This window comes from Vibrio gazogenes (assembly GCF_023920225.1).
Classification (GTDB): domain Bacteria; phylum Pseudomonadota; class Gammaproteobacteria; order Enterobacterales; family Vibrionaceae; genus Vibrio; species Vibrio gazogenes.
Genome location: NZ_CP092587.1, coordinates 1 through 23,540, shown reverse-complemented (window position 1 = coordinate 23,540; position 23,540 = coordinate 1). Strand labels below are relative to the sequence as shown.

Here is a 23,540-nt window from a genome sequence, read left to right as displayed (position 1 = left end):
ATGGCTAAAGAACTTTTAATTGAACTGGGAACGGAAGAACTCCCACCGACACAGCTTCGCACACTGGCTGAAGCGTTTTATCACAACTTTCAAACCGAATTGAAAGCCGCTGATTTACCTTTCGAAGCGATGCAGTGGTACGCCACACCGCGTCGTCTGGCACTGAAAGTGGCCGGCTTAGCAGAACAACAACCGGATAAAGTCGTCGAAAAACGCGGCCCGGCAGTAGCGGTCGCATTTGATGCTGACGGTCATCCAACCAAAGCGGCTGAAGGCTGGGCGCGGGGTAACGGGATTACCGTTGCACAAGCAGAGCGACTGACAACCGATAAAGGCGAATGGCTGCTGTTCAAGCAAGCCGTCAAAGGCCAGTCAGCAAAAACACTCATTGTTGAACTCGCCGCCAAAGCATTATCAAACTTACCGATAGCCAAACCAATGCGTTGGGGCGACCAAGACACCCAGTTTATCCGTCCGGTCAAAACCCTAACCATTTTACTGGATGAAGCATTGATCGAAGGTGAAATCCTCGGCGTTCAGTCTGGCCGGGTGATTCGCGGCCACCGTTTTATGGGTGAACCCGAACTGACCCTCGAATCAGCCAGCCAGTATCCAGACATTCTGCAACAACGCGGCAAAGTGATTGCAGACTACGAGGCTCGTAAAGCAACGATTATTGCCGGTGCGCAAAAAGCAGCAGCAGATGTGGGTGGGATTGCCGATTTAGAAGAAGACTTGGTTGAAGAAGTTGCGTCACTGGTCGAATGGCCGGTTGTCCTGACCGCTTCTTTTGAGGAAGAATTTCTCAAAGTCCCTTCTGAAGCACTGGTTTACACCATGAAAGGTGACCAGAAGTATTTCCCGGTTTACGACGCCAATAAAAACCTGCTACCGAAATTTATTTTCGTCTCCAACATTGAGTCGAAAGAACCTCGCCACGTCATCGAAGGCAATGAGAAAGTTGTCCGTCCTCGTCTGGCTGACGCAGAGTTCTTCTTTAACAATGACCGCAAACGTCCGCTCATTGATCGCCTGCCGGAGCTGGAAACTGCGATCTTCCAGAAACAACTGGGCAGCATCAAAGATAAAACCGACCGGATTGCCGTATTGGCGTCTTACATTGCCAAAAGCATCGGTGCCGATGTCGCGAAAGCAACTCGTGCCGCACTGCTGGCAAAATGCGATTTGATGACATCAATGGTATTCGAGTTCACCGAAACGCAAGGCATCATGGGGATGCACTATGCACGTCATGACGGTGAAGCCGAAGAAGTGGCACTGGCGCTGAATGAACAGTACATGCCGCGCTTTGCCGGTGATCGTCTGCCAAGTAACGCAATCTCTTCCGCGGTCGCGATTGCCGATAAACTGGATACCATTGTCGGTATTTTCGGGATTGGTCAGGCACCGAAAGGTTCCGATCCATACGCATTGCGTCGGGCATCATTAGGGATTCTGCGGATTATCGTCGAAAACGGCTATCAGTTAGATTTGGCTGATTTAGTTGCCGAAGCCGCAGCACAGTTCGGCGATAAACTGACCAATGCCAACGTCGAGCACGATGTTATCGAATTTATGCTTGGCCGTTTCCGCGCTTGGTATCAAGACGAAGGCTTCAGCGTCGATGTCATTCAGGCGGTATTGGCTCGTCATCCAACCAAACCGACTGATTTCGATCAGCGCGTAAAAGCCGTCTCTCATTTCCGTACACTCGATGCGGCTGATTCATTGGCTGCAGCGAATAAGCGTGTCGGTAATATTTTGGCTAAGTTTGACGGTCAATTGGCAGAAGAAGTCGACCTCGCCTTACTTCAGGAAGGTGCTGAAGTCGCACTGGCAGAAAATGTCGCGGTTCTGAGTGAAGCTCTGGAACCTGCATTTGCTAACGGTGATTATCAGTCAGCATTAAGCCAGTTAGCCGCTCTGAAAGAACCGGTTGACGCATTCTTTGAAGACGTCATGGTCATGGCGGATGATGAAGCGCTGAAAATCAACCGTCTGACACTGCTCAACGACTTACGCAATCTATTCTTAGAAATTGCGGATATTTCAGTCTTGCAGAAGTAGTCGGTTCACATCAAGACAATGCCCTCAAAGCCCTGTTCATTCAGGGCTTTTTTGTTGAGCACATACCAAAGTCATTCTCATAACAAATGGCTCTCACACAAAAGGCGACCTGACAGAAATAGTGCGAAAATGCACCAACATGGTGAAAACCCCACCGACACCAATGCACTATATTAACCATAACCAATTGTTATTTATAATAATTGAACCATTGGCATAGCCTTTGCTATTTCTTTCGTTAGTTGCGAAGAGCATAATGCAGTAGTATTTCGAACGTACAATGAATTAAATAGATATCTAGGGTTCCGGCTGCTACCGCAGCGACTGGTCCGAGAGATATCAACCTCACCTGAGGTCACACGGCGGGACAAAAGCCCGGGAGGCCAACCAATAAATATTATTGGTTATGTCTCTGATGCGCTTGTTCATCCCTATGACCCACAGTGGAGGTGGTCTATGAAATTTTTCCTGAAACCGTATCTCACGGCACTCGTTTTATCTGTCACACTCGTTTCTTTTCTCACCCTTTCTCGTTCGGTATCCGCCGAAGAAAAAACACAATTTACATTAGCATGGTCGATTTATGTTGGCTGGATGCCATGGGATTACGCAGATTCATCCGGCATTCTGAAAAAGTGGGCTGATAAATATGGCATTCAAATCAATGTCGTTCAGGTCAATGACTATGTTGAATCAATCAATCAGTACACCGCAGGGCAGTTCGATGCAACTGTCATGACCAACATGGATGCACTGACAATTCCGGCAGCCAGTGGTGTTGATTCGACCGCGTTAATCGTTGGTGACTTTTCCGCGGGCAATGATGGCATTGTCTTGAAAGGTGATCATAAAACACTGGCCGACATTAAAGGTCAAAATATCAATTTAGTCGAACTCAGCGTGTCACACTATCTGATGGCTCGGGCACTCGAAGCCGTGGGTTTATCAGAACAAGACGTCCATGTCGTCAATACCTCGGATGCCGATATTGTCGCAGCCTATCAGACACCGGATGTTACGTCGGTCGTAACTTGGAACCCACTACTGAGCGAGATTACGGCACAGCCCCACACATCACTGGTCTTCGATTCAACGAAAATCCCCGGTGAAATTATCGATCTGCTGGTTGCCAATACCCAAACCTTGCAAGACAACCCTAAGTTTGCCAAAGCCCTGACAGGTGCATGGTATGAAGTGATGTCTGTGATGAAATCACCACAAGCCGATGCCGCCAAAACCATGATGGCAAAAGCATCCGGCACTAATTTGGCCGGTTATAACGCCCAATTGCAAGCTACCCAGATGTTCTTCTCTCCTGCTGATGCGGTGCAATTTACTAACAGTGCTTCACTGATGAAAACCATGCAGAAAGTCGCGCAGTTCTCTTTTGATCACGGTCTGCTGGGCGATGGAGCACCGGATGCCTCTTTTATCGGCATCGAAACCCCTACCGGAGTGTTCGGTAATGCAGGCAATATCAAACTCCGCTTCAATTCGACTTACATGCAAATGGCTGCCGAACACAAGCTGTGAGCATGACAAACCGACTGTCGCACCGTACCAACTGTGGATCTGGAGTAGCTATGACTCGACTCATTAACCGGAAACCATCACCATTACTGCGTCTGATGTTAGGGACTTTGCCCTTTATGATCGTCCTGATCATCTACTTGGTCGCCTCAGATGCCCGTCTGAGCGTCAATCCGGCAGATAAACTATTGCCCTCTTTCAGTAGTTTCGCCAATGCGGTTGAACGGATGGCATTCACACCGAGCAAACGGACCGGAGAGTATCTGATGCTCAACGATACACTAGCCAGCCTGCAACGGCTTGGTATCGGGGTTGGGTTGAGTGCGTTCATCGGTCTCTGTTTCGGGGTCGCCAATGGTATTCTCCCCTTATTCAGGTCTTCGTTATCACCTTTCGTGACGACAATTTCCCTGATTCCACCAATGGCGATCCTCCCCATTCTATTCATCATGCTCGGGCTGGGAGAGCTTTCCAAAGTGACCCTCATTGTGATTGGTATCTGTCCCATCATCATTCGTGATATCCAGTTAAAAACCCAGTCACTCCCGGAAGAACAACTGATCAAGGCGCAGACGCTGGGGGGAAATAGCTGGCAAATTATTGTCCGCGTAATTGTCCCGCAAATCCTGCCGCATCTGATCGATGCCGTCCGGCTAACACTCGGCAGTGCCTGGCTATTTTTGATTGCTGCCGAAGCTATTGTTGCCACCGAAGGACTGGGATATCGGATCTTTCTGGTCCGGCGTTATCTGTCGATGGACATCATTCTGCCTTATGTTTTGTGGATTACCCTGCTGGCTTTTGTCATGGACTGGCTACTCAGGCAACTCTCCCGACGGCTTAGCCCTTGGCATCACCAGACTCAGGGAGGGTAAGCAGATGAAAAAACCGATGCTGCAAATCCGCAATCTGTGGAAAGAATATGACGATAATATCGTCCTTGAACGGCTCAACCTCAACGTCACCGAAGGAGAGTTTATCAGTATTGTCGGCGCCTCCGGCTGCGGTAAAACGACCTTTCTCAATCTGTTACTGGGAACCGAATCGGTCAGCCGCGGAGACATTCTGCTCGATGGTCAACCGCTCCGGCAAGAACCCAGCGTCGAGCGGGGCATTGTCTTTCAGAAATATTCGGTCTTTCCTCATCTGACCGTCCTGGAAAATGTCCTGATCGGGTTGGAATTCGGCAGTGCTCAATTCAGCGGTCACTGGTTGGGACGCATGTTTGGTCACCAGCGGCAACAAGCTCAGCAACAGGCCCGCAATATGCTGGCACAAGTCGGGCTAAGCCATGCCGAACATCAATATCCCCACCAGCTTTCCGGAGGAATGCGCCAACGACTGTCAATTGCGCAGTCACTGGTCAAACAGCCACGCATTCTATTACTGGATGAACCCTTCGGAGCACTGGATCCCGGCATTCGCAAAGACATGCATGAACTGGTACGGAAACTATGGCAGGAGCAACACCTGACGGTATTCATGATTACCCACGATTTGAGCGAAGGTTTTCATCTCGGCAGCCGGATTTGGGTCTTTGACCACCCACGTCTCGATCCGCAGTCACCGGAACGCTACGGAGCCCAAGTCACCTTCGATATTCCTTTACATAAAACCGCGGTTCAATCCGCCCAGACAAATCATCTGCTGGCTGAACATGTCAGTGCGATGGTCCAACCGATTCCTGATGCAATCTGAGGAACGCTACGATGCTTAATGAAAAGATACCAAATCAACCGATAATGTCTGTCGCAGAACCAGACATTATTTTCACCGACACCATTCCCGGTGCATCGCACTGGTCGATGAAAATACCACGCGGCTATACGTTGACCGCGACCGATATCGAAGGGGGTGCCAACCTGAGTGTGCTGTTTTACAACCCGGATAACCTGCTCGAACGCTATAATGCCCCGGACACACTCAAATGCCAGCACACCTTTAAACTCACAGCAGGTCACTGCCTCTATTCAGATATGGGCCGGATTTTTTGTCGCGTCGTGCGCGATGATACCGGTTGGATCGATACCGTCTGTGGGGTCGCCAATAAAGCCAAAGTGACTCAGAAATGGGGAGCGCGAACCTATCAACATGACCGCAACCAATGGAAACAGAACGGCTATGACGCTCTGTTGGTTGAGGTTGCTAAATATGGTCTCGGCAAACGGGATCTGGCTGCCAATTTGAATCTGTTCAGTCAAGTGCGTACCGATACGGACGGTCGCCTCATCTACGAAGAAAATCATAGCCAGCCCGGAGATTCAATTGCCCTGTCTTTCGAGATGGAAACACTGGTCATCCTGACGACTTGCCCGCATCCGCTCAACCCGGCCTCAGAATACCCGTTTAAGCCAGTACAACTGACACTGACCCAATCCAGTGCAACCGCGACGCTGGCTGAACCCGAACACGGAAAAGATGAGAATCAACGCGGTCTTGAAAATAACCGCCGCTACCACTGCATCCCCCCTCAGGAGGTACTCTGATGATAATTGAAAGTCCACGACGCGCTGAAGATGCATGCCGCCGCGATACCGTTCCGGCTGGTGATTACTACATGAAAGTCGTCCATCAGGGACAGACTGTCCGCATCCTCGATCTGGAAGGAAATCAAGCTGCGGATACACTGTTTTACAATGCCAATAACCCAGCGGAACGCTATAGCGCAATCGATACGATTCGCGAACAAGGCAATGTCTACCTGACAGCCGGAAGCCGGATTCTCTCCGATCAGGGCAATCTGATGCTGGAAATTGTCGCTGATACATGTGGCCGTCACGATACACTGGGTGGAGCCTGTGCGACCGAGAGCAATACGGTTCGCTATGCGACAGACAAGAAATGTATGCATGCTTGCCGTGACAGTTGGTTGCTGGCGGTCAGCGAACATGAAGAGTTCGCGATGACCAAACGCGATATTACCCACAATATTAATTTCTTTATGAATGTGCCGATCACCGAATCCGGCGGCCTGACTTTTGAAGACGGCATCAGTGCACCGGGCAAATATGTCGAGCTCACAGCAGCGATGGATGTCATTGTGCTGATTTCGAACTGTCCGCAACTGAACAATCCTTGTAATGCCTATAACCCAACCCCGATAGACGTATTGGTCTGGGACGCCTAATCCCTGCCAGTCTGAAGATCTGAGCCGGGGACGACCCCGATTCTGCTCACAATACCAACGGGACGACCCGACAATAACGGAATCACTTATGTTGAATAAGGTATTGATTGCTAACCGCGGTGCGATTGCCTGCCGGATAATCAGAACACTCAAGCAGATGAATATCACCAGTGTCGCAGTATACAGTGAAGCGGATGCGGAAAGTCTGCATGTCCTTCAGGCTGATGAAGCTTACTCTCTCGGAGACGGCGCCGCGGCCGCGACTTATCTCGATCAACAAAAAATCATCGCACTGGCAAAATCCTGCAAAGCGGATGCGATTCATCCCGGTTACGGTTTTCTGAGTGAAAACCCGGCATTTGTCACTTTATGTGAACAATCCGGTATCACTTTTCTCGGCCCGACACCGGAGCAGATGACAACCTTTGGTCTGAAACATTCCGCCCGGGCAATTGCTTCACAGGCCGAGGTGCCTCTACTGCCGGGCAGTGTTCTCATCAGCCATCTCGAAGACGCACAAACACAGGCAGAGCAAATCGGCTATCCGGTGATGCTCAAAAGTACCGCCGGAGGCGGCGGTATCGGGATGCAGCGCTGTAATCATGCCGCAGAGCTGGCCCAATCGCTGGACTCGGTACGACGACTCAGCGAAAACAATTTCAGTCACAGCGGTATTTTTTTAGAAAAATTTATCGAACAAGCTCGCCATATTGAAGTTCAGATTTTCGGCGACGGACAAGGACAGGTCATCGCCCTCGGTGAACGGGACTGCTCGGCACAACGCCGCAACCAGAAAGTCATCGAAGAAACCCCGGCCCCCAATCTGAGTGAGAGCACACGTCAGGCGCTCCGCCAGACAGCAATTCGGCTGGCAGCCGCTGTCAACTACCGCAGTGCCGGAACCGTTGAGTTCGTCCTTGATCAGCAAAGTGAACAGTTCTATTTTCTGGAAGTAAATACGCGTTTACAAGTCGAACATGGTGTCACAGAAGAAGTCTTCGGCATCGATCTGGTCGAATGGATGGTGCTGCAAGGGGCAGGCACCCTCGACTTATCAGCATGGCAGCACGACCGACAGCCCGACGGCCATGCGATTCAAGTGCGCCTTTATGCTGAAGACCCGAATAAAAACTTCCAACCCAGTGCCGGATTAATCAGCCATGTCGAGTGGCCGCAACTGCCGGGCGTCCGTATCGAACACTGGATCGAAGCCGGTGTCGAGGTCTCCCCATACTTTGATCCGATGCTGGCAAAAATCATCGTCCACGGAGCAAATCGCGCTCAGGCGCTGGCCCGAATGACACAAGCCCTCGGTCAGCTCAGTCTGTATGGTCCGACCCATAATCAGGCGTATCTGCAACAACTGATTCAGACGCCGCTGTTCCAAAACGGTCAGATTCTGACCCGCAGTCTGGATGACTTCGTTTATCAACCACATACTGTCGATATTCTCAATGGCGGTACCCAAACCACGATTCAGGACTATCCGGGTCGTCAGGGGTACTGGCATGTCGGCGTACCGCCATCAGGGCCGATGGATTCTCTTAGCTTCCGGCTGGCAAATCAGTTGCTGCACAATGATGACCATTGTGCCGGGTTGGAGATCATCGTGACCGGTCCGACCCTGCGATTCAACATGGCCAAGCAGATTGTCCTGACCGGTGCAACGATTCAAGCCACGCTGGATGATGAACCGCTGCAAATGGGGGTTGTCACTCAAGTGAATGCAGGACAAACCTTACGACTCGGTAAGATTACCGGCCCCGGAGCCCGGAGTTATCTGGCCGTTGCCGGTGGTTTTCAGTGTCCGAATTATCTTGGCAGCAAATCAACGTTTACCTTAGGTCAGTTCGGTGGACATACCGGACGCGCGCTACGCAGCGGTGATGTGCTGCAACTCGATCCATCACCGTCTGGTCGAACAGCGGAAAAAGTCACGGCACTGCCGGAACTGTCCGATAGCTGGCAGATTCATGTCATGTATGGTCCGCATGGTGCGCCAGACTTTTTCACGAATGATGATATTCAGGCATTCTTTGCCGCCAGTTGGACGGTACATTTCAACTCTAGCCGGACCGGCGTCCGTTTAGTCGGTCCGAAACCGGACTGGGCGCGCCCGGACGGCGGAGAAGCAGGATTGCACCCGTCAAACATTCACGACAATGCTTATGCGATCGGCACCATCGATTTTACCGGTGATATGCCGGTCATTCTGGGGCCGGACGGCCCCAGCCTGGGTGGATTCGTCTGCCCGGCCACCGTAATCAAAGCCGATTTGTGGAAAATCGGTCAGCTCAAAGCGGGAGATAAAGTTCACTTTGTGCCGGTTTCTCTGGCCGAAGCGGAAGATGCCGAGCAGCAGCAACATGCTCAGATCAGCCAATGTCAGGTTGAACCTTATTCATTCACACCGGTACAACCAGACACCCCGATCGTGGCCGAAATTCCGGCATCAGCCAATCAGCAGCAGGTTGTCTATCGCCAGTGTGGTGAAGATTTTCTGCTGGTGGAATATGGCCCTCAGGTATTGGATATCCGTCTGCGTTTTCGCGTCCATGCGCTCATGCTCAGACTGGAACAATGTCAACTCTCCGGCGTTCACGAGCTGACACCGGGTATTCGTTCCCTTCAGATTCACTATGACAACCTGCACCTGCCACGCCAACAGTTGCTCGACACGCTGATCGAATTAGAGCAGCAACTTGGTGATATTGATCAGTTAACGGTACCGGCGCGAATTGTTCACCTGCCTCTGTCTTGGGATGATGAAGCCACTCGACTGGCAATTCGTAAGTACGAAGAAGTCGTCAGAAAGGATGCACCGTGGTGTCCGGATAATATTGAATTTATTCGCCGGATTAACGGCCTTGAGTCCGTTGATGACGTCAAACAGATCGTCTTTGATGCCAGCTATCTGGTTATGGGACTAGGCGATGTTTATCTCGGTGCTCCGGTTGCTACACCGCTGGATCCGCGCCATCGATTGGTCACCACCAAATACAATCCGGCCCGTACCTGGACCCCGGAAAACGCGGTCGGTATCGGTGGCTCGTATTTGTGTGTGTATGGGATGGAAGGTCCGGGAGGTTACCAGTTTGTCGGACGAACCCTACAAATGTGGAACCGCTATCGAACCACGCCTTATTTCCAACAACCTTGGCTGTTGCAATTTTTTGATCAGATTCGTTTCTATCCGGTCAGTGCCGATGAGTTACAAACCATTCGTCGCCAACATCCGCGCGGGCAGTATCCGTTAAAAATAGAAACAACCACCTTTTCATTGGCAACGTATCAAACGCTGATCGACAACAATGCCGATGCGATTACGCAGTGCAAATCCCGTCAGCAGGCGGCTTTCGAAGCCGAAAGACAGCGCTGGGCGGACAGCGGTCAAGCGAATTTTATTGCTGAAGATGTCACGTTGGAAGCCACACCAGAGCGCTGGGAACTCGATGAAGGCTGTGAAGCAGTGGAAAGTCATGTCACCGGTAATATCTGGCAAATACAGGTTCAACCCGGCCAAACCGTGACAGCAGGCGAAACCATTGCTGTCCTCGAAGCGATGAAAATGGAGCTGGAAGTGACCTCACCGATCAGCGGCACGGTTGAAACCATTTGCCATACGACGGGTTCACCGATTCAGGCCGGCCAGCCTATTTTAACCATTCGTACGGCTGATTCAGCCAGTTTAACGACTCATTCTGTTTCAAGCAGTAAGGAAGCGAACTGATGACTATCCTCACTATCACACAATTACAGGAAGCGTACCGCTGCAAAGAACTATCGGTACGTCCCTTTTTACACCAACAACTGAAGCTGGCTCAGGATGACTCACACCATGCCTGGATCAGTACAATCACTGCGGCACAGCTCGATCAATATCTTGATGCGTTGTCTGCCTATGATATCGACGAACTCCCGCTGTACGGTGTTCCTTTCGCGATCAAGGACAATATCGATCTGGCCGGGCTGGCAACCACCGCCGGGTGTGAAGCGTATCGCTACCATCCGGAAAGTTCCGCTTTTGTGGTCGAGCGCCTGATTGCTGCCGGCGCGATTCCGCTCGGGAAAACCAATCTCGATCAGTTTGCAACCGGACTGGTCGGAACCCGCAGTCCGTGGGGAGCAACCACCAACAGCTTCAATCCCGAATATATTTCCGGTGGCTCAAGCGCGGGCAGTGCTGTGGCGGTGGCGACCGGTCAGGTTCTGTTTGCGCTGGGAACCGATACCGCAGGCTCCGGCCGGGTGCCGGCTGCTTTCAATCATATTTACGGGCTCAAACCCACCAAAGGGCTGCTCAGTTGTCGTGGTGTGGTGCCAGCCTGTCGCAGCCTTGACTGCGTCACTTTCTTTACCAATCACGGTGAAGATCTGGCTTTGCTGTATCAGGTCGCAGCGAGCTATGATCGTCAGGACAGCTACGCCCGCCCGGATGTTCATCCTCTCCATACGGCTCCGAAAACGACGTTTCAGGGGTTACGCATCGGCGTACCGCAAGCGGAACAACTGAATTTTTTCGGCAATCAGGCGTATCAGATCGGCTTCGAACAAGTCATCGAAAAACTGACAGCCCTTGGTGCAGAACTGGTCCCGTTTGATTTGTCTCCGTTTCTCGCTGCGGCCAGACTACTGTATCAGGGGCCATGGGTTGCTGAGCGTTATGCTGCCATTCAGCCATTTTTCGAACAGGATGCCTCACGCTGTCTGCCGGTGATTCAGACCATCATCGGTCAGGCAGAACAGTTGTCAGCCGTTGAAACCTTCCAAGGCTTCTATCAATTGCAGGATTACCAAGTGACCTGTGATGCCCTGCTGGACAATGTGGATGTAGTGCTCACACCAACCGCAGGGACGACCTATACGATTGAAGCCGTCAATCAGGATCCGGTGACTCTCAACAGCAATCTCGGTTACTACACCAACTTCATGAATCTGCTCGATTACTGCGCCATCGCAATCCCGGGCGGATTTACCGACGCAGCTATGCCGTTCGGCTTTACGCTATTCGGCCCCGCATTCTCTGACAGAAGCCTGATGGATCTGGCTTGCGAATGGCAACAACGCATTCGTTTACCCGTCGGCGCCAATGGCCTGTATCCGCCTCAGCGTTCACACCTTGATCTATTGGTCTGTGGTGCACATATGCAAGGGTTGCCGCTCAACCACCAGCTCACCAGCGTCGGTGCCACCCTCAAACAACGCACTCAAACAGCAGCAAACTACCGCTTGTATGCTCTGGCTGGCTCTCCGCCGCAGCGTCCCGGCCTCATCCGCAATGAAACCGAAGGCACCATGATTGACGTTGAAGTCTGGTCTGTCCCGGTTGAGGCGATCGGTACCCTGCTCGACCAGATTCCACATCCGCTCGGTTTAGGAACCGTCGAGCTGGCTGACGGCGTCTGGGTCAAAGGATTCATCTGCGAACCAATCGGTCTCAGTCATGCAACAGATATTAGTCACTTGGGTGGCTGGCGGCATTATCTTGATTCACGCTCACATGAAGCGTAATCCTCAATCCGGTTGCTCGACCAACCCATAAAGCCCCGAGTCGGTGAAGGAGAGAAATAAACAGGTAAGAGTTGCTTTTCAATTAAAAACCATTACGGTTAAACTTAGTATGATGTACTGGCGGAATCGAAGGTAATCACGAAATCAAGAGCCGCAATGTAATCACCATCGCAATGCAAGCACCATACTGATGCACCGGCATCATTTCCGGCAACGAAAAGCGATTCTTTCCTATAAAAATATCAGGTAACTCAGTCATGCAGTTCTCTTCGTTTGGTGAAAAATTTAACCGATACTCAGGTATCACTCGGCTCATGGATGATTTGAATACTGGCCTCCGCACACCCGGTGCCATTATGCTCGGCGGCGGAAACCCAGCCGCCATTCCGACCATGCTCGATTATTTTCATCAGGCGAGTCAGTCGCTACTCGATAGCGGTGAACTGGTTGCCGCCATGGCAAACTACGATGGCCCACAGGGGAAAAATACCTTTCTGCGTTCACTGGCGGCGCTGCTCAGAGAAAACCTCGGTTGGGCAATTACGGAAAAAAATATTAGTCTGACCAATGGCAGTCAAAGCAGCTTTTTTCATCTGTTCAACCTACTGGCCGGGAAACAAACGGACGGTTCACATAAGAAAATTCTGCTGCCGTTGGCTCCGGAATATATTGGTTACGGGGATGCGGGTATCCATGAAGATATGTTTATCTCGTACCGACCAGAAATCGAAATGCTTGAGCATGGCCTGTTTAAATATCATGTCGATTTCGAACATCTGCAAGTGGACGATTCGATAGCCGCAATCTGCGCATCCCGTCCAACCAACCCAACCGGCAATGTGCTAACGGATGAAGAAGTCCTCAGGCTGGACCGATTAGCACGTCAGCATCATATTCCACTGATCATCGATAATGCTTATGGGCTGCCATTTCCAAATATTATTTTTGAAGATGTCACCCCGTTCTGGAATGAAAACACCATTCTGTGCATGAGTTTGTCGAAACTCGGTTTACCGGGCGTCCGCTGCGGCATTGTGATTGCCAATGAAGAAATCACTCAAGCAATGAGCAATCTCAGCGGCATTATTAATCTTTCTCCCAGCAGTATCGGCCCGGCAATCGCCAATCATATGATTGAACAAGGCGACCTACTGCGTCTCAGCGCGGATGTGATCCAGCCGTTCTATCGGCAAAAATCCCAATACGCGATTAAGCTACTCCAACAGGCGATTCCTGATCCACGTTTTCGGATCCACAAACCGGAAGGGGCGATTTTCCTCTGGTTATGGTTCGATGAACTCCCGATCACTACGATGGAACTCTATCAACGCCTGAAAGATCGTGGTGTGTTGATTATCCCCGGTGAATATTTCTTTATCGGCCAACAAGAAGAGTGGCAGCATGATCACCAGTGCTTACGAATGAATTATGTGCAAGATGACCAGCAGATGCAGAAAGGCATTGCCATCATTGCAGAAGAAGTCGCTAAGGCATATCAGACAGGGGTTTAACCAATCAGGATTGAACCGAGAGATATCGTCAGATTTATAGAGACGATCATGGTCAAACCATTTGGTCCGAATTGACAATCATGGCGATATCTAAGGTTAAGGTTGAAATTGCTAAGATGTTGATTCAGTTTCTGTTTTATAAACTGACATCCCCCGCGCCTGATAGTTTGCCAGCGCATGTTCGTGGTCAAGCGTGCAGGTATGAACCCAGACCCGCTGCGGGTTATCCCAGTGCCACGCAGACTGAAGAGCATGAGTCAGTAAGTAACCGCCAAATCCATGCCCCATAAAATCAGGCGCGAGTCCAAAGTAAGCTATTTCAATATTCCCGTCAGCTTGCTGCTCGAGTTCGTAATAACCGGCAATACTTCCCTGACTTAAAGCAAACCAAGTTCTCAGGTGTGGCGATTCCGCATAGGTTTGCCATTCCTGATCAGAAAACGCGAGCTTATCCCACCATAGCCATGGTTCACCGACTAACTGATAAAGATAACGGTTAAAACGATAGTTCTTCACTTGCGCTTCAATCACCTCAAACCCTTCCGGTTTGGGTTTTTCATTCAATGCCGTCAGCGTACGCATTTCAAGATAGTATGTGGTGACTTCCTGTTGTTTCATTTCAACTCCGTTGATCAAACTGCTTTGTGACCGGTTGATTGTATCAAAACAATCAGAAAGCGTTTGTCCTCATCAAAAAAGAGAGCGGTATCTGCCGAGAATCAATCGGGCATTCATTCAGGACCGACGCTTAATGAGGCTTGACGGGCGCTCTGCCCCGACGACGTAAACGAGACTGACAAAAACGCCATAGCAGTGGAAAGCGGAAACTCAGTAACACCAAGCCAATCACGCCATAAAACGCAGCCTCGTAATAACTGGAGCGGACTTGCCAGAACAGGTGAACCCAGCCCAGAATTAACGCAACATAAACCAGACGGTGCAAGGTTTGCCAACGTCTCCCAAGCCGTTTCATCCAGCCTTTGGTTGACGTGATGCCCAAGGCTATCAAAATCAGTAATGCCGGCGCACCAACCAGAATATAAGGCCGCTTCACCAGTTCCGAGCCAAAGAAGGCCAGATTTCCGCCCAGAATAAACTGGTAATAAGCCAACAAATGCAGCAATCCATAAAACAGTGCAAACAGCCCCAACATCCGTCGATGAGGCATTAACCAACGCCATTTCAGATACCGGGCAAATGGAGAAACCGTTAATGTGATCAGCAGAAAACGTAAGGTCCAAAGCCCGGTTTCCAGCACGATAGTTTTCGCCGGGTCGCCCCCTAAATTCTGAGTAAACACACCCCAAATCAAAAGTGACAACGGTGTACAGCCGAGTATAAAAATCAAGATACGACGTAAAGTAACCGGCATTTATTTCTCCTCACTTGCGTCTCCGACGATCAAAACCGATCTCGGCGTTCACGAACTTAATCAGTAGTTACGGGTTAAATCCATCCCCTGATACAAAGACGCAACTTCGTCATAGCCATTAAATAGTCGTGTCGGAATAATATTCGGGCTCAATAATCCCGAAGGCAAACGCCGCTCTTCTTTCTGACTCCAGCGCGGGTGATCGACCTGAGGATTCACATTGGCATAAAACCCGTATTCATGAGGGGCTAACTGGCTCCATGTCGTCGGTGGCTGCTTTTCCGTCAGTTCAATTTTGACAATCGATTTGATACTTTTGAAACCATATTTCCATGGCACAACCAAGCGAAATGGCGCGCCACTCTGATTCGGCAGGGTTTTACCATACAACCCAACTGCAAGCATGGTCAGGGGGTGCATCGCTTCATCGATCCGCAACCCTTCGACATACGGCCAGTCAATAGAGCTAAATACACTGTTCTGTCCCGGCATTTGTTCCGGGCGTTCGAGTGTTGTAAAAGCGACATATTTCGCTTTACCGGTTGGTTCAAATCGTTTGAGTAACGTTGATAAAGGGAATCCAATCCAAGGAATCACCATCGACCAGGCTTCAACACAGCGTAGCCGATAAATCCGTTCTTCCAGCGTGATACCTTTGAGTAAATCTTCTAAATGATAGGTGCCGGCTTTAGCGACTTCGCCGCCAATTTGGACTTGCCACGGGAACGGCTGAAAATCCCCGCTCTCATCAGCGGGATCATTCTTGCCATAGCCAAACTCATAAAAGTTATTGTACTGCGTGACATTCTTATAGGGCGTTAACGGTTCATTGATGATTTGCTGATTGGCGCGCGCATCTCTCAACTGCTGTTTGAGCCATTGCGGTGTGTTCGGTTGAAACTCTCCGGCTTCCTGACCGGGTTTGGCCAGCACATTCAGTGATGGGAGTAAAACGCTGGCTCCGAGCGCAAGCGAGCCTTGCATGAATTTCCGGCGAGAACGATAAATAGCTTCCGGTGTCACATCAGCTTCCGTCAGCTGTGGTTTTTTCCTGATCAACATAATCTGTCCTTCCATGCTTTGATGAGCGTTGGTGATGATTTCGCCTTTATCAACTTTCTCTTTACTAAACTTCCCTAACCAAACGTCTCTTAACCAAACGTTCTCTAACTAAACGTTCCCTAACGAAACTTTCCCCTAACGAAACTTTCCCCTAACAAAACTTTATCCTAACAAAAAGAGTATCGTGCAATGGTTCTTTTAGCCAAGACGAAAGTGATAAATTCACGAGTGCTCGACGGTCTTATGGAGATTAGACGGATAAAACGGCAATTTATTACATCTGGTCGAATCTTTTTTCGCGATGTGTGAACCATCAATCGGTCATTCAAGATCTCAATCCGGTAGCCGTCACATCAAGGGCGATCAAAAAGAGCGCCATAAGGCGCTCCTTCACAACTTTCCTAACCGATTTGTCAGCCAATCATGACTCTTTGCTTTCGATTAGGTTTTTACCGTTAATCGCAATTTTGCGTGGTTGCATCGCTTCTGGAATTTCACGTTCCAGATCAACATGCAGCAGGCCATTTTCCATGGTTGCACCCACCACTTTGACATAATCTGCCAACTGGAACTTACGTTCGAAGTTGCGCTCTGCAATACCTTGATAAATGTATGTTCTCTCATCTTCAGGTTTACGTTCACCTTGTACAATCAGGGTATTTTCCTGTTGGGTGATCTCAAGATCCTGCTCAGCAAATCCAGCGACAGCCATCGTAATCCGATACTGATTTTCGCCTTTTTGCTCGATATTGTATGGGGGATAACCTGAAGAGCCATTTTTTGCGTTGGCGGTTTCCATTAAGTTAAACAGACGGTCAAAGCCAATGGCATTACGGTATAAAGGTGTGAAATCGACAGTTCTCATATTTCTATCCTCTCTATGAAGCAATAGTTTCATGAATTTGAATGTTCGACTTTCTGTTCAGACGACCCAGAGAGCGAACGGTTGTACTTTGGTTAACTCACCTTCTCGTCAGAGCAAGGCGGTTTTCCGGTTCAGAGGCCCGATTGGCATCCTCTTCATTCATAGATATATGGTCATTCAAATTCGGTTCAAGGGGAGCAAATTAATTTTTTTAAAATTTTTTGCCGCTGTTTTTCATCTCAATGCGTATCGAGCACAGACAAAAAAACAGCCACCGAATGGTGGCTGTTTTTCATAAGAACATGGTATGAGAAACAAAATCTCATCAGAAATGCCGACTAAACGTCCAAATTCGCCACTTTCAGCGCATTGTCTTCAATGAAGGCACGACGTGGTTCAACTTGGTCACCCATCAGCGTGGTAAACAACTCGTCGGCACCGACCGCATCATCAATCGTCACCTGCATCATACGACGCGTTTCCGGATCCATGGTGGTTTCCCACAACTGATCAGGGTTCATTTCTCCCAGACCTTTGTATCGTTGTACAGCCAAGCCACGACGAGATTCTTTCATCAGCCATTGAATCGCTTCAGCAAAGCTATTCACCAACTGTGTCCGTTCGCCCCGCTTAATATAAGCGCCTTCTTCAATCAGCCCATTCAGCTCTTCAGATAAGGTAGCCAATGAGCCGTACTCTTTCGAATTCAGCAGATCGACACTCAGCATATATTCGTAAGTCACGCCATGAGTACGAACCGTAATTTTCGGAGAAACAAGTCCCGTCTCTTGATTTTGTTCAATCTTATAACTGTACTGACTTGCACCGACTTCTTTAGCATTGAGCTGTTCAACTAATAGTTTGGTCCAAGCTTCAACTTTGTCGTGATCGGCACAATCGGCTTCAGTCAGACGAGACATATAAATAAACTCACAGACCAAAGCATATGGATAACGACGGCTCATCCGTTCAATGAGTTTCATCGCTGAATTATAACGCTGAACCAACCCTTCCAGAGGCTCGCCAGACAGCGGTGGTGCATCAGAGTTCACGTGGAATGAAGCGCCATCTAACGCCAGAGAAATCTGATACTGGGTCATTGAATCTTCATCTTTAATATACTGCTCTTGCTTACCTTTTTTGACTTTATACAAAGGTGGTTGCGCAATATAGATATAACCCCGTTCAATCAACTCAGGCATTTGACGATAGAAAAAGGTCAACAGCAACGTACGAATGTGCGAACCATCGACATCGGCATCGGTCATGATGATGATATTGTGATAACGCAGTTTGTCCGGGTTATATTCGTCACGGCCAATGCCGCAACCTAACGCGGTAATCAATGTTGCTACTTCCTGAGACGATAGCATTTTGTCAAAGCGGGCTTTTTCAACGTTAAGGATCTTACCTTTCAGCGGCAAAATAGCCTGATTTTTCCGGTTTCGGCCTTGTTTGGCAGAGCCACCAGCCGAGTCACCCTCCACAATATATAGTTCAGAAAGGGCTGGGTCTTTTTCCTGACAGTCGGCCAGTTTGCCCGGCAGACCCGCGAGATCCAACGCGCCTTTACGACGTGTCATCTCGCGCGCTTTACGAGCCGCTTCACGAGCACGCGCTGCATCAATAATTTTCGAACAAACAATTTTGGCTTCATTCGGGTTCTCAATCAGAAACTCTGATAATTTTTCACCCATCGCGGTTTCAACCGCAGATTTCACTTCTGAAGAAACCAGTTTGTCTTTAGTTTGGCTGGAGAATTTAGGATCCGGCACTTTCACTGAGATAACAGCCGTCAACCCTTCACGGGCATCATCACCGGATGTCGATGTTTTCTCTTTTTTGCTGAAGCCTTCTTTGTCCATGAACGTGTTCAGCGTCCGAGTCAATGCCGCCCGGAAACCAGCCATGTGCGTCCCGCCATCACGCTGAGGAATGTTATTGGTAAAGCAGAAAATACTTTCCTGAAAACTGTCATTCCACTGCATTGCGACTTCAACCGTAATGCCATCTTCCCGCTCCTGATTAAAGTGGAAGACACGGTCATGGATCGGTGTTTTATTGCGGTTCAGGTGCGATACGAATTCCTGAATACCGCCTTCATACCTGAAGTGATCCTGTTTGCTATCACGTTCATCAATGAGTTTGATTGAAACACCGGAGTTAAGGAAAGACAACTCACGCAGGCGTTTGGCAAGAATTTCATAATGGAATTCAATATTGGTAAAGGTTTCACTACTCGGCCAGAACCGGACCAGGGTTCCGGACTTTTCGGTATCTCCTACGGAAGCCAATGGTGACTGTGGCACACCGTGATGATAAGTCTGAGTATAAATGTGGCCACTACGATAAATTGTCAGGGCAACCTTTTCAGACAAAGCGTTCACGACCGAGATACCCACACCATGCAAACCACCGGAAACTTTGTACGAGTTATCGTCAAATTTCCCGCCTGCGTGCAGCACTGTCATGATAACTTCTGCCGCAGACACATTTTCTTCCTCGTGAAGCTCAGTCGGAATACCACGACCGTCATCACTGACTGAGACGGAGTTATCTTCGTGAATCGTCACGATGATATCTTTACAGTAACCCGCTAACGCTTCATCAATTGAGTTATCTACCACCTCAAAGACCATGTGGTGCAGACCCGTACCATCATCCGTGTCGCCGATGTACATCCCCGGACGCTTTCTGACTGCGTCCAGACCTTTCAGTACTTTAATACTCGATGAATCGTAATTATTCGACATGAGTTACTCTCTTTATTTTTTATCCTTGCTCTATCCGGCCTTGTTCCACATGGAACAATTTGCTGTCTGACATACACATGTCATCCACCTGTTCTCGGGTAATAGAGCTTACAAAAACTTGCGCTCCGGTCGCTTTTAAACAGTCTGCTAACCTTTTACGGCGCTCGCTGTCCAGCTCGGAAGCAAAATCATCAATGAGATAAATACATTGTTTACCCGTTAAGGATGTTAAGTGTTGTCCTTGTGCGACCCGTAGGGCACAAACCATCAACTTAAGCTGACCGCGCGACAAAACATCCTCAACCGGTGTACCGTTCACTTTTATTCTTAAATCCGCTTTATTCGGCCCACTGAATGTGTAACCCAACATTTTATCGCGTTCAAAATTTCTTTCGAGAAGCGTTTGATATAACGTCTCTTTTTCCCAGCCACGATAGTATTGTAACTGGATTTCAAATTCCGGTAAAAATGACTGACACAACGCTTGTGCTACTGGCTTGATCTGCGCCACATAATCGGCACGCCATGCATCAATCTGTTCGGCCAGATGCGACAATTCCGCATCCCAATATTTGAGTTCTCGATAATCCGTCGCGGTCTTCAGTAACGCATTACGTTGCTTATTCAGACGACGAAAACGTCCCCAAGCCTCAAAAAAAGCCACGACGGAATGAAAGATTCCCCAGTCAAGAAATGCCCGTCGCTGTTTCGGACCATCCGTCAGCAATTCAAAGCCTTCAGGATGAATCAATTGCAGGGGTAAAACCTGCGCCAGCTGAGCCAATTTTTGTCCGGCCTGACCCCCTATTTTAACCTCAACCGTGCCATCGCGCTGCTTATTAATGCCAACTGGTATCTCTATTTGGTCGGGGTTCAAAAAACGGCCATGAACAAATAGCTCCTGACACTCATTTTGGATCACTCTGCCTGTTAAACTACTTTTAAACGAACGTCCGTGGCCCAGCATATAAATCGCTTCAAGTACGCTGGTTTTTCCGCTGCCATTCGCCCCGATAAGAAAGTTAAAGCCTGATGATAATGAGATATCACAGGCTTTGATATTCCTAAATTGCTGAATCATTAAGCGCGAAAGTGGCATACTTCAATCTATCGTTCGAATGCATTCATTGACTGCTCAGACTTATAACCGGATCGGCATGACGACATACATCGCACTATCGTCTTCGACATTTTCGATCAAAGCACTGGCATTCGAATCTGACATCGACATTCGGACATTATCGCACTTCAATGTATTGAGGACATCCAGTACGTAACTTACGTTAAAGCCAATCTCTATCGGCTCACCTTCAAAATTAACATCCAATAATTCTTCCGCTTCTTCCTGCTCCGGATTATTCGCTGTAATCCGCATATCACTACCATCAATATTCAGGCGAACGCCGCGGAATTTTTCATTCGACAGAATCGCAGCGCGAGAAAATGCATGACGTAAGATATCACAAGATGCGACCAGAGCTTTATTGGTACTCTGCGGCAACACTCGGCGGTAATCAGGAAAACGACCATCGATCAATTTTGAGGTAAAAATAAATTGATTCACTTCAACGCGGATGTTTGCACTACCAATTTGCACAATAACCGGCTGCTCAGGCATATCAAGCAACTTCACCAGTTCCAGAACACCTTTGCGCGGTACAATAATTTGTTGTGCAGCCAATGGCTCCGGTAATGATACTTGAGCAACAGCCATCCGGTGACCATCGGTTGCCACAGAACGCAATGTCGTCTCTTCGATATCAAACAACATTCCGTTGAGATAGTAGCGAACATCTTGGTTAGCCATCGAAAATTGCGTTTTTTCGATCAGTCCACGTAAGTCAGACTGTGACAAAGTGAGAGATAATTCACTCTGCCAGTCTTCAATATTCGGGAAATCTTTTGCCGGTAGCGTTGCCAAAGAAAAACGGCTGCGACCGGAACGAATCTGTAATCGATCACCATCTAATAAAACAGAAATCATCGCATCATCGGGAAGTCCGCGACAAATATCGAGTAATTTGCGGGCTGGCACGGTCACGCGGCCGGGTTCCACATCACCTTCCAGAGCAATTTTACCAACCAATTCAACTTCCAGATCGGTGGCTGTCAGCATGAGGGTATCACCTTCAACCGCCAACAACAGATTACTGAGAATCGGCAATGTTGTCCGTCCACCAACCGTTCCGGATACTTGCTGAAGCGGTTTAATCAAATGGCTACGTTCAATGGTAAATTTCATAGTTCGCTCTTTATTATATGTCACTCCACCGAATCAGGTCAGAGATCGACGACACCGTGCTATTTGTTCTGTATGACTATTGATTTTGTCCAGACATCAGGAAGAAAGGGTCCGAATCAGATTGGAATAATCTTCCTTGATATCATGACTTTCTTCTCTTAACTGCTCGATCTTACGACAAGCATGAAGAACCGTCGTATGATCGCGTCCGCCAAACGCATCACCGATTTCTGGCAAGCTATGGTTGGTCAGCTCCTTTGCCAATGCCATCGCTAATTGACGAGGCCGGGCAACCGAACGTGAACGACGCTTCGACAGTAAATCTGCAACTTTGATTTTATAATACTCAGCCACAGTTTTCTGGATATTATCAATCGTGACCAATTTTTCCTGTAAAGCCAATAAATCACGCAACGCTTCACGAACAAAGTCAATCGTAATCGGCCGACCGGTAAAGTTAGCATTGGCAATGACACGATTGAGTGCGCCTTCAAGCTCACGAACATTCGAGCGCAGTCGTTTGGCAATAAAGAAAGCCACTTCATCAGCCAGATGAATCTGGTGGTCTTCCGCTTTCTTCATCAAAATGGCAACACGCGTTTCCAATTCAGGGGGTTCAATCGCGACCGTCAACCCCCAACCAAACCGGGATTTAAGACGATCTTCTACACCGTGAATCTCTTTCGGATAACGATCGGATGTCAGAATGATTTGTTGATTCCCTTCAAGCAATGCATTGAAGGTGTGGAAAAATTCCTCTTGAGAACGCTCTTTGTTGGCAAAAAACTGAATATCATCGATCAAAAGCGCATCGACACTACGATAGTAGCGCTTGAATTCTTCTATCGCATTATTTTGCAGTGCTTTTACCATATCCTGCACAAACCGCTCAGAATGCATATAAACCACTTTTGCTTGTGGGTTATGATCAACGATCGCATTGCCAACTGCATGTAGCAGGTGCGTTTTACCTAAACCGGTACCACCGTATAAAAAGAGAGGGTTATAGGCTGCTCCCGGATTATCGGAAACTTGTTTTGCCGCTGCGAGACCAAGCTGGTTCGATTTACCTTCGACAAAGTTATTGAACTTATGCTTCGGGTTCATATTCGACCGATAGTTAATCTCGATCGGTGCCGACTCATCGTCCCAAGTTTTATGGATGGGTTTTCTAGCTTGTAGTCGGGCAGGCGCTGACGACTCGGCAGCAACATCTGCCGGTGTACGTACCGGCGCACGTTTCTGCTCGGCGACCGGACGGTTACCAATTTCAAAGCGTAAACTTGGAATATCACTCCCACAATACTCGTTGAGAAGGCGATTGATGCTATTGAGATACTTATCTCGAACCCAATCAAGCACAAAACGGTTGGGGGCGAATAAAGTGAGAGTATTGTCATTGAGCTCGGCTTGCAGCGGTCGAACCCACATACTGAATTCTGTCGCAGGAAGCTCTTCCTGAAGCTGTTGCAAACATTGCAACCAAAGAGAAGATGACAC

General features: G+C 48.9%; 17 protein-coding genes and 1 riboswitch. Of the genes, 9 read left to right on the top strand and 8 right to left on the bottom strand.

The genetic code is table 11. The annotated features are described in order from the left end of the window. From glyS to MKS89_RS00045, 9 genes are all read left to right on the top strand, one after another. Positions 1 to 2,067: a glycine--tRNA ligase subunit beta gene (gene glyS / locus MKS89_RS00085; protein WP_072963028.1), complete on the top strand. Its 2,067-nt coding sequence runs from the start codon at positions 1 to 3 to the stop codon at positions 2,065 to 2,067. 286 nt (positions 2,068 to 2,353) lie between these two features. Beyond that, positions 2,354 to 2,451, top strand: a riboswitch (guanidine-I (ykkC/yxkD leader). A gap of 72 nt (positions 2,452 to 2,523) precedes the next feature. Next, positions 2,524 to 3,600, top strand: a complete 1,077-nt coding sequence (locus MKS89_RS00080; protein WP_072963031.1) for a putative urea ABC transporter substrate-binding protein — start codon at positions 2,524 to 2,526, stop codon at positions 3,598 to 3,600. Between the two features lie 50 nt (positions 3,601 to 3,650). Then, positions 3,651 to 4,472: an ABC transporter permease gene (locus tag MKS89_RS00075; protein WP_072963034.1), complete on the top strand. Its 822-nt coding sequence runs from the start codon at positions 3,651 to 3,653 to the stop codon at positions 4,470 to 4,472. A 4-nt stretch (positions 4,473 to 4,476) separates the two neighbouring features. Next, positions 4,477 to 5,295 carry an ABC transporter ATP-binding protein gene (locus MKS89_RS00070; RefSeq protein ID WP_072963037.1) on the top strand — a complete coding sequence of 273 codons (819 nt, stop codon included), beginning with the start codon at positions 4,477 to 4,479 and terminating at the stop codon, positions 5,293 to 5,295. Between the two features lie 11 nt (positions 5,296 to 5,306). Then, positions 5,307 to 6,083 (top strand): urea amidolyase associated protein UAAP1, encoded by a 777-nt coding sequence (locus tag MKS89_RS00065; RefSeq protein WP_235862449.1) that lies wholly within the window; start codon positions 5,307 to 5,309, stop codon positions 6,081 to 6,083. After that, positions 6,083 to 6,724, top strand: coding sequence for an urea amidolyase associated protein UAAP2 (locus MKS89_RS00060; protein WP_021021443.1), 642 nt, complete (start codon positions 6,083 to 6,085; stop codon positions 6,722 to 6,724). Before MKS89_RS00065 ends, MKS89_RS00060 begins: the two co-directional genes overlap by 1 nt. Before the next feature lie 88 nt (positions 6,725 to 6,812). Continuing rightward, positions 6,813 to 10,454: an urea carboxylase gene (gene uca, locus MKS89_RS00055; protein ID WP_072963040.1), complete on the top strand. Its 3,642-nt coding sequence runs from the start codon at positions 6,813 to 6,815 to the stop codon at positions 10,452 to 10,454. Continuing rightward, on the top strand, positions 10,454 to 12,235 hold the full coding sequence (gene atzF / locus MKS89_RS00050; RefSeq protein ID WP_072963042.1) for an allophanate hydrolase: 1,782 nt from the start codon (positions 10,454 to 10,456) through the stop codon (positions 12,233 to 12,235). The genes uca and atzF overlap by 1 nt, the downstream gene beginning before the upstream one ends. Positions 12,236 to 12,492: 257 nt before the next feature. Beyond that, entirely contained in the window at positions 12,493 to 13,746 is a 1,254-nt protein-coding gene (locus MKS89_RS00045) for a valine--pyruvate transaminase (protein WP_072963045.1), read from the top strand. A 111-nt stretch (positions 13,747 to 13,857) separates the two neighbouring features. On the opposite strand, the gene MKS89_RS00040 is transcribed toward MKS89_RS00045, so the two are convergent. From MKS89_RS00040 to dnaA, 8 genes are all read right to left on the bottom strand, one after another. Further along, entirely contained in the window at positions 13,858 to 14,364 is a 507-nt protein-coding gene (locus MKS89_RS00040) for a GNAT family N-acetyltransferase (RefSeq protein WP_072963048.1), read from the bottom strand. Between the two features lie 130 nt (positions 14,365 to 14,494). Next, positions 14,495 to 15,118, bottom strand: a complete 624-nt coding sequence (gene msrQ / locus MKS89_RS00035) for a protein-methionine-sulfoxide reductase heme-binding subunit MsrQ (protein ID WP_072963050.1) — start codon at positions 15,116 to 15,118, stop codon at positions 14,495 to 14,497. A gap of 60 nt (positions 15,119 to 15,178) precedes the next feature. Beyond that, on the bottom strand, positions 15,179 to 16,180 hold the full coding sequence (msrP, locus tag MKS89_RS00030) for a protein-methionine-sulfoxide reductase catalytic subunit MsrP (RefSeq protein WP_072963053.1): 1,002 nt from the start codon (positions 16,178 to 16,180) through the stop codon (positions 15,179 to 15,181). Positions 16,181 to 16,601: 421 nt separating this feature from the next. After that, entirely contained in the window at positions 16,602 to 17,045 is a 444-nt protein-coding gene (locus tag MKS89_RS00025) for an Hsp20 family protein (RefSeq protein WP_072963056.1), read from the bottom strand. A gap of 338 nt (positions 17,046 to 17,383) precedes the next feature. Beyond that, entirely contained in the window at positions 17,384 to 19,798 is a 2,415-nt protein-coding gene (gene gyrB / locus MKS89_RS00020; protein ID WP_072963061.1) for a DNA topoisomerase (ATP-hydrolyzing) subunit B, read from the bottom strand. 19 nt (positions 19,799 to 19,817) lie between these two features. Beyond that, complete coding sequence (gene recF / locus MKS89_RS00015) at positions 19,818 to 20,897, bottom strand: DNA replication/repair protein RecF (RefSeq protein ID WP_072963064.1); 1,080 nt, start codon at positions 20,895 to 20,897, stop codon at positions 19,818 to 19,820. Between the two features lie 42 nt (positions 20,898 to 20,939). Then, positions 20,940 to 22,040 (bottom strand): DNA polymerase III subunit beta, encoded by a 1,101-nt coding sequence (gene dnaN, locus MKS89_RS00010; RefSeq protein ID WP_072963067.1) that lies wholly within the window; start codon positions 22,038 to 22,040, stop codon positions 20,940 to 20,942. Between the two features lie 96 nt (positions 22,041 to 22,136). Next, the gene (gene dnaA, locus MKS89_RS00005) at positions 22,137 to 23,540 is read right to left on the bottom strand and encodes a chromosomal replication initiator protein DnaA (protein WP_182287973.1); all 1,404 of its coding nucleotides are present in this window, start codon (positions 23,538 to 23,540) and stop codon (positions 22,137 to 22,139) included.